Below are 14,519 nucleotides of genomic sequence, written 5' to 3' on the forward strand. Positions count from 1 at the left end.
CGCGCATCCCGCAAGGCCATGAACCTTACCCGCATCGCCATCGAGCGCCCGTCGCTCATCATCGTCCTCTTTGGTGTGCTCTTCCTCGGCGGCATCGTGGCCTACAAGGGCCTGGGCGTGGAAATGATGCCCGACTTCAGCCAGCCGGTGATCACCATCCGCACCATGTACCCGGGGGCCGCGCCCGAGGAAGTGGCCAACAGCGTGACCCGGCCGGTGGAGGATGCTCTGAGCGCCTTGGAACGGGTGGACTTCATCAGCAGCCGATCCCTGGCCAACGCCTCCATAGTCATTGTCAACTTCAAGTACGGCGCCGACCTGGACCTGGCCATGCAGGATGCCCAACGCCGCATCGACAATATCCGGAAAGACCTCCCCGAAGGCCTTCAGCCACCGGTGATGTCGAAGGTCTCCCCGAACGACCTGCCCATCATGAGCCTCAGTGTGCTCAGCGACAGGTCTGCCCCGGAATTCCACCAGCACCTGGTGGACCAGCTGCTGCCCCGTATCCAGCAACTGAAGGGCGTGGCGGAGATCACCCTGTTGGGCGGTGAACAGCGCGAGGTGCAAGTAAAGGTTGACCAGGAACGCCTGTTGTTGCACAAGGTGGCTCTGCCGCAGGTGAGCGAGGCCATTCTTCGCGCCGGGCGGGAAGTGCCGGCAGGTGCTGTGCGCACCACGGATGGACAGCTCACCGTGAAGCTCGCTGGCAAGCTGCACACTGTGCAGGATGTGGAGGAAGTGGTGATATCCATGCCCGCCCCGGGGTCCGTGGTGCGCGTGAAGGACGTGGCCATGGTGGTGGATGGCGTGGCCGACCCCACTTCGGTGAGCCGCTACAACGGTCGTGAAGGCATCGGCCTGCTCATCAAGAAACAGGGCGATGCGAACGCGGTGGACGTGAGCGCCGCCGTGCGCGCGGAACTGGCTCGCATCGAAGCCGAGGAAGCCGCCTTCGGCACGCGCTTCATCATCGCATCGGACAGCACCGACACCACCATGGAGGCGGTGAACGCCGTGCTCTTCGACCTGGGCCTGGCCATCGTGCTCGTCAGCATCGTCATGCTCCTGTTCCTGCGCAGCCTGCGCAACTCGCTCATCGTACTGGTGGCCATCCCGGCCTCGCTCGTGAGCGCATTCGTGGCCATGGGCCTCTTCGGCTACACACTCAATCTGATGACGCTGCTGGCCATGTCGCTCATCATCGGCATCCTGGTGGATGACAGCATCGTGATCCTGGAGAACATCCAGCGCTACCTGGACAAGGGTCTGGATAAGCGCCAGGCCGCACTCATCGGCCGCGCGGAGATCGGCTTCTCGGCCTTGTCCATCACCCTCGTGGATGTGGTGGTCTTTCTCCCCATCATCTTCGTGCAGGTCTTCGTGGCCGACCTGCTCAAGCAGTTCAGCGTGGTGGTGGTGGTCTCCACCCTTATGAGCCTCTTCGTCAGTTTCACGCTCACTCCATGGCTGGCCTCGCGCATGGGCCAGCGCGAGGACCTGAAGCCCACCACCAGTTGGGCCCGCGCCCTGCTCCGCTTCGAGCATGGCCTGGACCAACTGAACGAATGGTATGCCCGTCAGCTCCGCTGGGTGTTGACGCACCGGGCCGCCTTCCTTGGCATCGTGCTGCTACTATTCGCGGCCATGGGAGCCATCATCAAGCAAGGCATCATGACCAAGGAGCTCATCGCCACCGGCGACCAAGGCATCTTCCGCCTCACCTTGGAATACGACAAACAAGTGCCTTTGCAGGAGAACAACCTGCGCAGCCGCGCGCTGGAGGAGCATATGTTGCAACGGCCCGAGGTGGCCAATGTCTTCAGCAACGTAGGTGGCCCCAGCACCGGCATCGGCAGCATGGGCGTGGGTGCCGAATACCGCAGTGAGCTCACCATCGACCTGGTGCCTAAGGCCCAGCGCGACGGCCGCAGTACCGAAGCCACCATGATGATGCTTCGCGAAGATCTGCTTCAGCACTTCCCTGGTGTGGACATCACGATGGCCACCATCGGCCTGGTGCCGCGCAGCGCCCCGGTGGAGATCACCCTGAGCGGCGCTAACAGGGACCTGGTGATGCGCACGGCCCACATCCTGAAGGACACCCTCGCTGGCATACCCGGCGCCAACAACGTGCGCCTGAGCATCGAAAGCGGCGCTCCTGAGCTGCAGGTACACCTGGACCGCGACCGCATGGCGCAGCTAGGCCTTGGCACCGCTGCCGTGGGCGCCACCCTGCGCAATGCCCTCGCCGGCAACGATGATGCGCGCCTCTTCCAGGATGGCACTGAGTACCCCATCCGCGTTCGCGTGGACGACATTCAACGGCGCGATGCGCAGGACATGGAGCGCCTCCTCTTCGTGAACGCGGCCGGTATGCCCGTGCGGCTGGCGCAGTTCGCCACCGTGGAACGTCACGAACCGCCTGCCATGGTGGAGCGCCTGGACCGCATGAGCGCCGTGACCCTCACCGCCGATGCCCTGGGTCGAGGTTCGGGCAGCGTGGCCGATGATGTGGTGGCCTACCTGGGCAACAATCCCTTGCCCGAAGAGGTGCGCCTCACCTGGGGCAGCGATGTGAAGCGGCAGAACGACAGCTTCGGCGCACTGGGCGGCGCACTGCTCATCTCCTTCATCCTCGTCTACCTAGTGATGGTGGCCCTCTATGACAGCTTCCTCTACCCTTTCGTGGTGCTCTTCAGCATCCCCGTGGCCGTCATCGGTGCCTTCCTCGCGCTCAATCTCAGCCTGTCTTCGCTCAGCCTGTTCACGCTGCTGGGGCTCATCATGCTGCTGGGCCTGGTGGCCAAGAACGCCATCCTCATCGTGGACCGTACCAACCAGCTGAAGGCCGAGGGCATGCACTACGTGGAAGCGCTGGTGGAGGCCGGCCGCACCCGCCTGCGCCCCATCCTCATGACCACCATCGCCATGGTCTTCGGAATGCTGCCCATCGCACTGGCCACCGGCACCGGCAGCGAATGGAAGAACGGCCTGGCCTGGGTCATCATCGGCGGCCTCACCAGCAGCATGCTGCTCACCGTGTACCTGGTTCCGGTGATGTACCACCTGCTGGAAGGAGCGAAGAACACCGTGGCAGGCTGGCGCATCGCCTCATCGAACAGGTCGGCAGCCGCCCCCTGAACAACGATCGATCATCGAACAACAACACCTCAAGACCATGTCCACCACTACGACGAACCCCACCCTGCGCGCCGCGATCAAATTCCGCCACCTGTCCGATGCCATCCGAAGCGATCGGGCCATGATCGACCAGGCCCGGGAACGCATGGCCGGGAAACTGAAGCAGGCGGAAGAACTCGCCGCGCTCCATGGGGATGCCGCCTTCCGCGCGGCGTTCGACGCACAGCTCCAGCTGCTCCGCCTTCCACAGCAGCAGGTCATGGACCTGTTGAAGAATGCTGCGGATCTCCTCATGGACGGCGCTTCACCCGAGGTGAACTGGCCGTTGATGCAGGAACAGCTCCAACTGGTCTCCACACACTTCAGGGACATGGCCTCGCTCCCCCTTGGCGCCGCTGACAGTGCCGAACAAGGCGATTGGCATACCCTGTGGCAGGTGATGGCAGCTGATCTGGAGGCGATCCGCGGCATCTGCACTGCCGCTTACTTCAAAGCGCATCTCCTCGCCGAGCTGGGTGCCGCAAAGGCGGACGAGCTCACCGCCACCATCCTCAAATACATCCCCCACAAGTACTCCATCGCCGAGGCCGAACGCTACGAGCGCGACTACCTCGAAGCCATGCAGGCCATCAAGGAGGAAGCCGGCAAGCAGGCGAACCTTTGGGACCGTGTGCTCAACGTTATCGCAGGAGCCATTCCCTTCGAGCAGTCGCCTGCCGAACGTGTGATGATGCAGCGCTGGGTGAATGGCGAGAAAGGCGAGCTGTGACCCGAAGGGGACCAAGGCGCGCTATATCTCCTCGAAATGCGCCGTGAAGTGCCGTAGGAAACGCGGCTCCTTGATGATGCGGTAGCCGCGCACCTGCTCGCGGGTGCGCATGATCTCCTCGAAGGTCTCGGCCACGTATTCCATGTGGCTCTGGGTGTATACGCGGCGCGGAATGGCCAGGCGCACCAGTTCCATGGGCGAGGGCTTCAGTGAACCATCGGGCAGATAGGTGCCGAACATGACCGAGCCGATCTCCACGCTGCGGATGCCGCCCAGCCGGTAGAGCTCGCACACGAGCGCCTGGCCAGGGTACTGTTCCGGCGGGATGTGCGGGTAGAGCGCTTTGGCATCGATGTACACCGCGTGGCCCCCGACGGGACGCATCAGCGGAACGCCCAGTTCATGCAGCTGGCGGCCCACGAAGGTGGTGCTCTTGATGCGGTAGTCCAGGTAGTGGGGATCGAAGACCTCCTGCAGGCCGATGGCGATGGCCTCCATGTCGCGCCCGCTGAGGCCGCCGTAGGTGGTGAAGCCCTCGGTGATGATGAGCAGGTTAATGCAGGCCTCGGCCAGCGCCGCATCACGCAGGGCGAGGAAGCCGCCCATGTTCACGAGGGCATCCTTCTTGGCGCTCATGATGGCCCCATCGGCCAGGGCGAACAGGCGTTGCGCGATCTGGCGGTAGGTAAGCCCCTCCATGCCCTCCTCGCGGTCCTTGATGAACCAACTGTTCTCCGCGATGCGGCAGCAGTCCAGCAGGAAGGGCACCCCATGGCGCTTGCAGATGGCGGCCACGCCCTCGGCATTGGCCTTGCTCACCGGTTGTCCGCCGCCGCTGTTGTTGGTGACGGTGAGGATGACGGCGCCGACATGGCCCTTGTGCTCCTTGAGCAGGTGGTCCAGCTGAGCCACGTCCATGTTGCCCTTGAAGGGGTGCATGAGCGCGGGGTCGCGTCCTTCGGCGATGGGGATGTCGATGGCGGTAGCGCCGGTGAACTCGATGTTGGCGCGGGTGGTGTCGAAGTGGGTGTTGCTGATGAAGACCTTGCCCGGACCGCCCAGATGGCCGTAAAGGATGCGCTCGGCGGCGCGGCCCTGGTGGGTGGGCAGCACGTGCTCCATGCCGGTGAGGTCCTGCACCTCGGCGAGCATGCGTTCCCAGCTGCGCGAACCGGCGTAGGCCTCGTCGCCCTCCATCATGCCGGCCCATTGGTGCGCGCTCATGGCGCTGGTCCCGCTGTCGGTCATCAGGTCGATGATGACATCGCGCGAGCGGAGCAGGAACGGGTTGTAGTGGGCCTCCTTGAGATACCCCACGCGCTGCTCCTCGGTGCTGAGACCGATGGGTTCCACGCTCTTGATGCGGAAGGGTTCGATGATGGTGCGGTGCTTCATGGGCGGATGTCCGGGCCGGGAGGTACGGACCGTAGCGGACAAAACTGTCCGTTGTTTGCGGCACCTCGCATGACGAGCATCACCCCACCAAGGACCAGGGGGCGGAACTGACGCTGCTCACCTTTGGCGAACAGGGCGGCCATGTACTTTCGCGCGCCGATCGTCCCCTCATGTTCTCCAAGGCCTGTGAATACGGCATCCGCGCCGCCATGTGCATCGCCTCCTGCGGCCGCATGGGCGAGCGGCTGGGGTTGCATGAAGTGGCGGAACGCACCGGGTCACCGGAGGCCTTCACGGCCAAGGTGCTCCGAAAGATGGTGGAGGGCGGGCTGATCGATTCGCAGCGCGGGCCCAACGGCGGCTTCCTCATCACCCCCGACCAGGCGAAGAGGATCCGCCTCAGCCGCATCGTGGACCTCATCGACGGCGACTCCGTCTACAAGGGCTGCGGCCTGGGCCTTGATGCCTGCGATGCCCGCAAGCCCTGCCCGCTGCACGACCAGTTCGCCAAGGTGCGCGCCGACCTGCGCCGCATGCTGGAGGGCACCACCCTGCACGACGTGGTGGACGGAGTCCCTCTTGATAAGATCATCCTGAAGCGCTGAGCCGGCCTCCCGGTGGGAGCACCGGCATCCGAGCACGGTCTATTTATCGACCTTTTTATCTGTTTTTTCTGTTTTATGGATACTTTTGTCCAGTTCTAACCCTCAAGCCTCCCTCCCCGAACCACACCTGACGTCATGCACGAGCGCACGTTCCCGTTCCGGTCCAAGGCCATGCCGCTGGCGGTGAGCATGGCCATGATCGCTCCCACGCCGCTCCTTGCACAAAGCGGCACCGCCGGCTGGCTCTCCAGCCCGGGGGTGGTGGGCACCCTGGTTCTGCTGGGCATCGTGCTCCTGGTGGCCGCCCTGGTGGTGAGCGCGAAGGTGGACCGGTTGCTGCGTTCACTTCGCCGCAAGGGTGCCGGGGACGGCGCGATGGCCCGGCTCGGCGAGCGCGGCCTGGTGAGCACCTACAGCAACGAACCCGACAACCCCCTGGTGGATGAGAAGAAGCCCCAGGAGATGGTGATGGAGGTGCAGCCCGGACTGCGCCGGATGATCGTGTGGTACCTGGGCTGTGCGGTGAGCTGGCTGGTGATCGGCACCCTGATCGGCCAGTACGTGGGCATGAAGTTCGTGTGGCCCGACATGGACCAGCAGTCCTGGCTGTCTTTCGGCCGTCTGCGACCGGTGCACACCAACACCGTGTTCTGGGGTTGGGCCTCGCTGGCCATGATCGGCCTGGGCTACTTCGTGGTGGCGCGCACCTCGGCCGCCGCCATCCCCAGCCTGCGCCGCGGCTGGCGCGCGCTGGGCTGGATGAACCTGGGCATCCTCTCCGGCAACCTCTTCCTGATGGCCGGCATCAACAACGGCGGCGGCGAGTACCGCGAGTACATCTGGCCGGCCGTGCTGCCCTTCGCCTGGGGGCTCTTCCTCACCTTCCGCAACTTCTATGGCACGGTGAAGCGCCGCACCATCGGCGAGATCTACATCAGCAACTGGTACATGCTGGCCGCGCTCGTCTGGACGCTGGTGCTGGTGACCATCGGCTACCTGCCCTGGTACCAGAACGGCCTGGGCGAGACCGTGATCCAGGGCTACTACATGCACCAGGGCGTGGGCATGTGGTTCATGACCTTCACCCTCGGCCTGCTCTACTACTACCTGCCCTCGGCCTTCAACCGGCCCATCTACTCCTACTCCCTCGGCGTGCTGGCCTTCTGGACGCAGATGCTCTTCTACACCCTCATCGGCACGCACCACTTCGTGTTCGCGCCGCTGCCGTGGTGGCTGCAGACGGTGGCCATCGTGTTCAGCGCGGGCATGTTCATCCCCGTGGTGGCGGGCACCACCAACTTCCTGATGACCATGCGCGGCAGCTGGTCGGCGATCGGCCGCAGCTACGTGCTGCCCTTCTTTCTGGTGGCCGTGGTCTTCTACTTCGTGGGCAGCACGCAGGGCAGCTTCCAGGCCTTCCGCTTCACCAACCACCTCTGGCACTTCACGGACTTCAACGTGGCGCACTCGCACATGACCATGTACGGTATCATCACCTTCGCGCTGTGGGCCTGCATGTACGCCATCGTGCCGCGGCTCACGGGGCGTGAACCGGCGCAGCTGCTGGTGGGCGCCCACTTCTGGCTGGCCTTCATCGGCCTCTTCGCCTACATGATCAGCATGATGGCCGGCGGCACGCTGAAAGGCTTGATGTGGCTGGAGGGCCGTCCCTTCATCGATGGGGTGACCGGCTCACGGCCCTACTGGATCTGGCGGGCCATCGGTGGCTCGCTGATGTTCGTCTCCCACCTCCTCTTCGCGTGGAACTTCATCACCATGGTGCGCCGACCTGCGGCGGACCCGGCAACCACAGCGGCCCCCACCCCCACCATCGCCTGACGCCATGCTCAACTTCCACAAGGACCACCAGAACCTGGTCAATGTCGCGCTCGTGGTGTTCGTGCTGCTGAGCATCGGCGTGGCCGTGATCCCCGCCAACGAGCTGGCCCTGAACAACTCGCCCCTGCCCGACCTGCCACCGATGACCGCGAGCGAACGACGCGGGCTGGAAGTGTACGTGGCCGAGGGCTGCGGCACCTGCCACACGCAGCAGGTGCGCAACATCGAGATGGACCGCATGTGGGGCGAGCGGCCGAGCATCCCCAGCGACTACCACTACAGCAAGCAGCGCCTGGACCTGTGGCGGCAATCGCCCTCCCTGCTGGGCAGTGAGCGCACCGGTCCGGACCTCACCAACACCGGCCGGCGACAACCCGGTGCGCAATGGCACCTGCTGCACCTCTACGATCCGCGCATGGTGGTGAAGGGCTCCATCATGCCGCGCCACCCCTGGCTCTTCGAGGAGACCGACACACCCGCGGAGAATGCGGTGGTGGTGCCCGTGCCCAAGGAGCGCCTGCGCGACAGCAGCAAGGTGATGGTGGCCTCCCGGCGCGCACAGGACCTGGTGGCCTACCTGCTCACCCTGAAGCAGGCGCCCCTGCCCGGCGGCGGTGATCCGTTCCTGCCCTCGCCTGGGGCGCGCAATGAGGCGGGAGCGAACCCAAGCGCCGGCGACCTGCCCAACGGCGCCGACCTCTTCGTGCAGACCTGCTCCGCCTGCCATGGTGCCGAGGGCAAGGGCCTGGCCGGCGCCTTCCCACCCCTGGCCGGCAGCCCGGTGGTGAACGACCCCGATCCCACGCTGATGCTCTCCATCATCCTGAGTGGCTATGATGCGCGGGCGGAGTACGGCGTGATGCCCGCGCAGGCCGAGCAATTGTCCGACGCGGAGATCGCGGCCATCGCCAACCACCTGCGCAGCGCCTTCGGCAACGATGCACCCGCCACCACCGTCGATGCGGTGCGCACGGTGCGCGCAACGGTGGCCCCGGCAACGGCTCTTGTGCCATGAAGGAACGCGCGCTCCTCACCCTCCTGTTCATCACCACCGGCGTGGTCGTGTGGGCCTGTGATGTGTGCCAGAAGAACCAGCCCGCCCCGCTGCGCGGCATCACCCATGGCACGGGCCCACAGGGCCAGTGGGACCTGGCCATGGTGTGGGGCGCGGGGATCATCGTGACCATCACCCTGGTCCTCGCCCTGCGCATGCTGCTGAGGCCGGGGGAAGGGCATGCCGGGCACATCAAGCGCATCATCCTCCACGACCCATCCATCCCCCATGGAACCTGAACGCCTTGTCCGCCTCTACATCGATGATGACCGGGAGCCCTTCGCCGAGTTCGAGCCGCCGGTGAGGTTCGTGCTGGACACCACCCGGCTGCCCGACGGGCCGCACACCCTGCGTGTGGTGGCGCGCTCCACCAGCGGCGTGGAGGGGGTGCGCCATGTGCCCTTCGAGGTGCGCAATGGGCCGGACATCGCCGTGGTGGGCCTCGATGATGGCGATGTGGTGGACGGCCGCATGCCCATCACCATCAACGCCTATGGCAGCGAGCGCGCCGACCGGTTCCTGGTCACCGGCTCGGAAACGCCCAAAGGCATCCCCGCCTGGGTATGGGCCCTGCTCATCACCTTCCTCGGCTTCGCCCTGTTCTACTTCATCCAATACTGGCACGTACCGCCCGCAGCATGATGCCCGCACCGCGCGCGGACATCCGGCACCACGACCACATCGTGCTGTTGGTGGACACCTTCTATGGAAAGGTCCGCAACGACGAGCTGCTCGGCGCCATCTTCAACGGCATCATCGGCGACCGCTGGCCCGAGCACCTGGAGAAGATGCACCGCTTCTGGGGCACCGTGCTGATCAACGAGGGATCGTACACGGGCACCCCGTTGCGGCCCCATCTGCACATGCCCATCGGTGCGGCGCATTTCGCACGGTGGCTCCAACTCTTCCATGCCACGGTGGACGAGCTCTTCGAAGGTCCCGTGGCGCAACTGGCCCACCGCAACGCCGACCGCATGGCGGACATGTTCCAGGAGCGCATCGAGCGGTACCGGACGCGTCCGCAGGACTTCATCCAGTGAGCTACCGGCTGCACCACCCCATCGCCCTCATCTGTGTGTTCGTGTGGGTGGGCTTCGTGTGCGCCATCAGCTTCATGGAGGCCTGGCTGAAGTTCCACGCCCACGGCGTCACCCTGCCGATCGGGCTCGGCATCGGCAGGCTCGTGTTCCAGGCCTTGAACCTCGTGGAATGGGCGATGGCCCTGGCCGTGCTCGCCGACCTGCTGTGGCGCAGGGAGGCCTGGCCTCCCCGCGGGCTCATCGTGCTGCCCGTGCTCATCCTCATCATCCAAAGCCTCTGGCTGCTGCCGGCCCTCGACGAACGGGCGCTGCTCGCCATCCATGGTCACCTGCCGGGCCCATCGCACCTGCATCTGATCTACGTGGCCGGCGAGGTGGTGAAGGTGGCTTCGCTGATCATCCTCGGCACCCGGCTGGTCCGTGTCACCGCCGTGCAAGGATGACGCACGTCATTCATTTCTGGATATTATTGTCCTTTTATTCGCGTCATACCTGAAAGCACCTGCACACCATGTCCATCCCCTTCACCCTCGACCGGACCGTAGGCTCCATCGTGGCCGATGACTACCGCACCGCCGCCGTCTTCAACGCCCATGGCATCGATTTCTGCTGCAAGGGCGGCCGAACCATTGCCGAGGTATGCCGGGCCAAGGCCATTGAACCGGCCACTCTGGAGGCCGAGCTCCGCCAGGCCATTGAGCGCGATGGCGGCACGGGGGACGATGTGAAGCAATGGCCCCTGAGCCGCTTGATCGAGCACATCGAGCGCGTGCATCACCGCTACGTGGAGTCCCGCTCCACCACCCTGATGCAATTCCTCCACAAGCTCTGCAGCGTGCATGGGGACCGCCACCCGGAGCTCTTCGCCATCCGCGAGGAGTTCCACGCCTGCGCGCAGGCCATGGCCGCCCACATGAAGAAGGAGGAACTGATCCTCTTCCCCTTCATCAACCAGCTGGAGAAGGCCCGGCTGCACGACCTTCCCGCCCCCACCCCGCACTTCGGCACCGTGGAGAACCCCATCGCCATGATGGAGCACGAGCACGATGCCGAGGGAGAGCGCTTCCGCCGCATCGCCGAACTGAGCGGCAACTACACCAACCCACCGGATGGCTGCACGACCTATGGCACGGCCTACGCCATGCTGCGGGAGTTCGAGGAGGACCTGCACCGCCATGTCCACCTGGAGAACAACATCCTCTTCCCGCGCGCCAAGGCGCTGGAGAAGGAAATGCGCCATGCCACCGCTTGAACGGCACGCCCTGCTGCGGCCGGTGAGCCGGGAGCACCATGAAGGGCTCCTCTTCTGCTGGCGGATCCGGCGTGCCCTGGCCGATGGGAGCGACCTCATCGCGCAGATGCGGAGCGGCAACGCGTTCTACCACCGCCATCTCCTGCCCCACTTCGCCATCGAGGAGGAGGCCGTGTTCCCGGTACTGGGCGCGGGCGACCCCTTGGTGAAGCGCGCCATCAGCGAACACCGAAGGCTCACGCGCCTCTTCCTCTCCACGGACGATCCGTTGCGCGACCTCTCCCGGATCGAGGACGAGCTGTCAGCGCACATCCGCTTCGAGGAGCGGGTGCTCTTCCCCCGCATCCAGGCCTTGGCCACGGAAGAGCAGCTGGAGCGCATCGACCGGTTGCACGGGTTGCTGGCCGGGGGCTGAGCGCCTTGGTGCCCGCCTACCTTTGCACCATGGGTGGAACGGCGACACCGCTCAGCCTTGCGGACGGTCCGGACGAGCGATTGCGCGAGCGCATCAAGGAACTGGGCTGCCTCTATGCTGTGGCGCGCATCGCACAGACCCAGGAGCTGGGCCTGGAACCGATGCTGGTGGCCACCGTGCGGACCATTCCCCAGGGCTGGCAGTGGCCCGATGAACTGTGGGTGTCCCTGGAACTGGACGGCCACAGCTACGGGATCGAACACTCCGAGGGCCCGGCGCTCCAACAGCCCATCGGCATAGACGGCGAAACACGGGGCACCCTGCGCGTGGGGTATCCCCCGGCACGGGCCCATGGCACCACACCCCTGTTCCTGCCGGAGGAGGAGCTGCTGCTGGAGAAGCTTGCCACGGAGGTGGCCACCATGGTGGATCGCCAGGAGAAACGTGAGCGCCAGCGCCTCTTCGAGGCACGCATGCTGCAGCAGGACCGCTTGAACGTGCTTGGCGAGCTCACCGCGGGCATCGCCCACGAACTGAACACGCCGTTGGGCAACGTGCTGGGCTATGCCGAGCTGCTCATGGCCGGTGAACGGGACCCCGCGCGCCGCGAGGACCTGCAGCGGATCATCGACTCGGCCCTCACCGGCCGCGAGGTGGTGAAGCGACTGATGTACTTCAGTTGCGAGATGCCCAGCCAGTTCCGCGAGCAGGACCTGAACACCGTGGTGGAGGGCGTGCTGCGCCTGCTGCGGCGCCAAGTGGACGAGGCCAGTCTGGAGCTGCGGACCGACCTCACCGCTCCCCTGCCGCCGGTGCGGCTGGACCGCGTGCAGTTCGAGCAGGTGCTCACCAACCTGGTGCTGAACGCCGTGGCGGCCACACCAGCGGGTGGTCGACTGCACATCGCCACGGAAATGGCGGACGGACGAGTACAACTGCGCGTGAGCGACACCGGGCACGGCATCGCCCAGGAGCATCTGCGGAAGATCTTCCAGCCCTTCTTCACCACCAAGCCGCCGGGCGTGGGCACGGGCCTGGGCCTCTCGGTGGTGCACGGCATCATCAAGGGTCATGGCGGCGACATCCGTGTGGAGAGCACGCCGGGCGAAGGCGCCACCTTCATCATCACCCTGCCCGCCGCATGAACGCGACCAGCTCCCCTTCCGTCCTGCTGGTGGACGATGCCCGCGACATGCTGGAGCTGCTGCGCCGCAGCATGAACGCCATGGGCCTCACGCCGTTCACCGCCAACAACGTGGTGGATGCGATCGACGTGCTGCAACATGGTCCGGTGGACCTGGTGATCACCGACCTGAACATGCCCGAGGTGAGCGGCATCCAGCTGGTGCGGTACATGGGCGAGCACTTCCCGGACATCCCCGTGCTGGTGATCACCGGCTACCCCAAACTGGAGGATGCCGTGCAGGTGATGAAGCTGGGCGCGGTGGAGTACATCGTGAAGCCCTTCACCCAGGAGGAACTGCGGGAGGCGGTGGAGCGCGTGCTGAGCTCCCTGGCCGCGCGCACGCCCGAAGCCCCCGCGCCGGAGGAGGTGCGTGAAAGCTTCCACGGCATCCTGGGCCGGTCGCCCGCCATGCAGGAGGTGTACCGCATCATTGAACGCACGCGGAACAACCGCGCCACCGTGCTGGTGACCGGCGAAAGCGGAACGGGCAAGGAGATGGTGGCGCGCGCCATCCACTACAACAGCGCCTTCGCCGCCGCACCCTTCATCGCGGTGAACTGCGGCGCCATCCCGGACCAGTTGCTGGAGAGCGAGCTCTTCGGTCACATGAAGGGCGCCTTCACCGGGGCCACCACCAGCAGGGTCGGCTTCTTCCAGGCCGCGGACGGCGGCACCCTCTTCCTGGACGAGATCGGCAACGCCTCGCCCGCCGTGCAGGCCAAGTTGCTCCGTGCCATCCAGGACAAGGAGATCACCATGCTGGGCGCCACCAAGCCGCAGCACGTGAACGTTCGCCTGATCTCCGCCGCCAACAACGACCTGCTCGCGATGATCCGCCAAGGCACCTTCCGCGAGGACCTCTACTACCGCCTCAACCTGATCAACATCCACCTGCCGCCCCTGCGGGAGCGTGTGGAGGACATCCCCCTGCTGGTGGAGCACTTCAACCACAAGTTCAGCCGGGAACTGGGCAAGAAGCCCCTGCGCATCCCAGCGCGGATCCTGGAGACCTTCGCCGGCTACCCGTGGCCCGGCAACGTACGCGAGCTGGAACACCTGGTGCACCGGCTGGTGATCCTGAAGGACGGGGCCGTGGACATGGACGACCTGCCCGCGCACATGAAGATGCCGACACCGCAGACCACGGCGTCAACCGCGCTGGTGAGCCTGGCCGAGCTGGAGCGGCAGCACATCCTGCGCGTGCTGGAGTCCACCGGCCAGAACAAGACCCGGGCCGCCGAGGTGCTGGGCATCGACCGCAAGACCCTTCGCGAGAAGCTGAAGGGGCTGGGGTGATCCGCCCCGACCGGGGTATTCCTCCCCGGAGCGGAACGCCCCGCCGCCATGGCACTACCGTAGCGCCGAAGATGCCGCGCACACGATAAGCTGCTGCGTTCCAGTGGAACGCGCATGACCGCACACGCCGGTGCCGGTGGATGATGGCTGAGCGGCACAGGCCTTGGCAAGGGAGGCGCGCAAGCCTCACACATGCCTCCGAACAAGATCACCACCCCGACCACGCTCTGCTCGAACTGTCTACATCACGACAGCTGCATGTTCGAAAAGCAGGCGACCGCTCCCGTGTTGCAGTGTGAGCTGCATGCACTTCCTCTTGTGCCGGAGCGCCCGGCCAGGACCCCGGATCCGATCTCGAACGGTACGAGCGGCGGGGGCCTTTGCGCCACCTGCGACCACCGCGTCCACTGCGCGCTGCGCACACCGGACCGCATCGTACTGCACTGCGAGCACTACCAATAGGAACCACTGAACGAACAACAGACCATGCAACCCAGCACTGCGGTGAAGACCGCTGAAAATCG

Annotated in this window: 15 protein-coding genes; 14 read left to right on the forward strand and 1 reads right to left on the reverse strand. The window is 65.4% G+C overall.

Annotated elements, in window-relative coordinates; genetic code table 11:
• Positions 1 to 18: 18 nt before the first annotated feature.
• Positions 19 to 3,144 carry an efflux RND transporter permease subunit gene (locus IPM49_03835; protein ID MBK9273654.1) on the forward strand — a complete coding sequence of 1,042 codons (3,126 nt, stop codon included), beginning with the start codon at positions 19 to 21 and terminating at the stop codon, positions 3,142 to 3,144.
• A 121-nt stretch (positions 3,145 to 3,265) separates the two neighbouring features.
• Positions 3,266 to 3,913: a hypothetical protein gene (locus tag IPM49_03840; protein MBK9273655.1), complete on the forward strand. Its 648-nt coding sequence runs from the start codon at positions 3,266 to 3,268 to the stop codon at positions 3,911 to 3,913.
• 21 nt (positions 3,914 to 3,934) lie between these two features.
• Here IPM49_03840 and IPM49_03845 read toward each other — a convergent pair whose 3' ends face one another.
• Complete coding sequence (locus IPM49_03845; protein ID MBK9273656.1) at positions 3,935 to 5,308, reverse strand: tryptophanase; 1,374 nt, start codon at positions 5,306 to 5,308, stop codon at positions 3,935 to 3,937.
• A gap of 170 nt (positions 5,309 to 5,478) precedes the next feature.
• On the opposite strand from IPM49_03845, the gene IPM49_03850 reads away from it, so the two are divergent.
• From IPM49_03850 to IPM49_03905, 12 genes are all read left to right on the forward strand, one after another.
• The gene (locus IPM49_03850) at positions 5,479 to 5,913 is read left to right on the forward strand and encodes an Rrf2 family transcriptional regulator (protein ID MBK9273657.1); all 435 of its coding nucleotides are present in this window, start codon (positions 5,479 to 5,481) and stop codon (positions 5,911 to 5,913) included.
• A 171-nt stretch (positions 5,914 to 6,084) separates the two neighbouring features.
• Positions 6,085 to 7,752 (forward strand): cbb3-type cytochrome c oxidase subunit I, encoded by a 1,668-nt coding sequence (locus IPM49_03855; protein ID MBK9273658.1) that lies wholly within the window; start codon positions 6,085 to 6,087, stop codon positions 7,750 to 7,752.
• A 4-nt stretch (positions 7,753 to 7,756) separates the two neighbouring features.
• A complete protein-coding gene (locus IPM49_03860) occupies positions 7,757 to 8,767 on the forward strand; it encodes a cbb3-type cytochrome c oxidase subunit II (GenBank protein MBK9273659.1) in 1,011 nt (336 codons plus the stop codon).
• Positions 8,764 to 9,045, forward strand: a complete 282-nt coding sequence (locus IPM49_03865; GenBank protein ID MBK9273660.1) for a hypothetical protein — start codon at positions 8,764 to 8,766, stop codon at positions 9,043 to 9,045. The genes IPM49_03860 and IPM49_03865 overlap by 4 nt, the downstream gene beginning before the upstream one ends.
• Positions 9,035 to 9,448 carry a cytochrome C gene (locus tag IPM49_03870; protein ID MBK9273661.1) on the forward strand — a complete coding sequence of 138 codons (414 nt, stop codon included), beginning with the start codon at positions 9,035 to 9,037 and terminating at the stop codon, positions 9,446 to 9,448. Before IPM49_03865 ends, IPM49_03870 begins: the two co-directional genes overlap by 11 nt.
• Positions 9,448 to 9,846, forward strand: coding sequence for a group III truncated hemoglobin (locus tag IPM49_03875; GenBank protein ID MBK9273662.1), 399 nt, complete (start codon positions 9,448 to 9,450; stop codon positions 9,844 to 9,846). The genes IPM49_03870 and IPM49_03875 overlap by 1 nt, the downstream gene beginning before the upstream one ends.
• Positions 9,847 to 9,854: 8 nt before the next feature.
• Positions 9,855 to 10,289 (forward strand): hypothetical protein, encoded by a 435-nt coding sequence (locus tag IPM49_03880; GenBank protein ID MBK9273663.1) that lies wholly within the window; start codon positions 9,855 to 9,857, stop codon positions 10,287 to 10,289.
• Between the two features lie 68 nt (positions 10,290 to 10,357).
• The gene (gene ric / locus IPM49_03885; protein ID MBK9273664.1) at positions 10,358 to 11,098 is read left to right on the forward strand and encodes an iron-sulfur cluster repair di-iron protein; all 741 of its coding nucleotides are present in this window, start codon (positions 10,358 to 10,360) and stop codon (positions 11,096 to 11,098) included.
• Complete coding sequence (locus IPM49_03890; protein ID MBK9273665.1) at positions 11,085 to 11,513, forward strand: hemerythrin domain-containing protein; 429 nt, start codon at positions 11,085 to 11,087, stop codon at positions 11,511 to 11,513. Before ric ends, IPM49_03890 begins: the two co-directional genes overlap by 14 nt.
• A 29-nt stretch (positions 11,514 to 11,542) precedes the next feature.
• Entirely contained in the window at positions 11,543 to 12,658 is a 1,116-nt protein-coding gene (locus IPM49_03895; GenBank protein MBK9273666.1) for a sensor histidine kinase, read from the forward strand.
• A complete protein-coding gene (locus tag IPM49_03900) occupies positions 12,655 to 13,995 on the forward strand; it encodes a sigma-54-dependent Fis family transcriptional regulator (protein ID MBK9273667.1) in 1,341 nt (446 codons plus the stop codon). The genes IPM49_03895 and IPM49_03900 overlap by 4 nt, the downstream gene beginning before the upstream one ends.
• A gap of 192 nt (positions 13,996 to 14,187) precedes the next feature.
• On the forward strand, positions 14,188 to 14,457 hold the full coding sequence (locus tag IPM49_03905; protein MBK9273668.1) for a hypothetical protein: 270 nt from the start codon (positions 14,188 to 14,190) through the stop codon (positions 14,455 to 14,457).
• Positions 14,458 to 14,519: the final 62 nt, after the last annotated feature.

It is taken from the genome of Flavobacteriales bacterium (genome assembly GCA_016715895.1).
In the GTDB taxonomy this organism is placed as follows: domain Bacteria; phylum Bacteroidota; class Bacteroidia; order Flavobacteriales_F; family PHOS-HE28; genus PHOS-HE28.

What these genes read in the sequence shown, in the direction of transcription:
- IPM49_03835 (MBK9273654.1), top strand. Translation starts at nt 19, where the DNA reads ATGAACCTTACCCGCATCGCCATCGAGCGCCCGTCGCTCATCATCGTC.
- IPM49_03840 (MBK9273655.1), top strand. Translation starts at nt 3,266, where the DNA reads ATGATCGACCAGGCCCGGGAACGCATGGCCGGGAAACTGAAGCAGGCG.
- IPM49_03845 (MBK9273656.1), bottom strand. Translation starts at nt 5,308, where the DNA reads ATGAAGCACCGCACCATCATCGAACCCTTCCGCATCAAGAGCGTGGAA.
- IPM49_03850 (MBK9273657.1), top strand. Translation starts at nt 5,479, where the DNA reads ATGTTCTCCAAGGCCTGTGAATACGGCATCCGCGCCGCCATGTGCATC.
- IPM49_03855 (MBK9273658.1), top strand. Translation starts at nt 6,085, where the DNA reads ATGCCGCTGGCGGTGAGCATGGCCATGATCGCTCCCACGCCGCTCCTT.
- IPM49_03860 (MBK9273659.1), top strand. Translation starts at nt 7,757, where the DNA reads ATGCTCAACTTCCACAAGGACCACCAGAACCTGGTCAATGTCGCGCTC.
- IPM49_03865 (MBK9273660.1), top strand. Translation starts at nt 8,764, where the DNA reads ATGAAGGAACGCGCGCTCCTCACCCTCCTGTTCATCACCACCGGCGTG.
- IPM49_03870 (MBK9273661.1), top strand. Translation starts at nt 9,035, where the DNA reads ATGGAACCTGAACGCCTTGTCCGCCTCTACATCGATGATGACCGGGAG.
- IPM49_03875 (MBK9273662.1), top strand. Translation starts at nt 9,448, where the DNA reads ATGCCCGCACCGCGCGCGGACATCCGGCACCACGACCACATCGTGCTG.
- ric (MBK9273664.1), top strand. Translation starts at nt 10,358, where the DNA reads ATGTCCATCCCCTTCACCCTCGACCGGACCGTAGGCTCCATCGTGGCC.
- IPM49_03890 (MBK9273665.1), top strand. Translation starts at nt 11,085, where the DNA reads ATGCCACCGCTTGAACGGCACGCCCTGCTGCGGCCGGTGAGCCGGGAG.
- IPM49_03895 (MBK9273666.1), top strand. Translation starts at nt 11,543, where the DNA reads ATGGGTGGAACGGCGACACCGCTCAGCCTTGCGGACGGTCCGGACGAG.
- IPM49_03900 (MBK9273667.1), top strand. Translation starts at nt 12,655, where the DNA reads ATGAACGCGACCAGCTCCCCTTCCGTCCTGCTGGTGGACGATGCCCGC.
- IPM49_03905 (MBK9273668.1), top strand. Translation starts at nt 14,188, where the DNA reads ATGCCTCCGAACAAGATCACCACCCCGACCACGCTCTGCTCGAACTGT.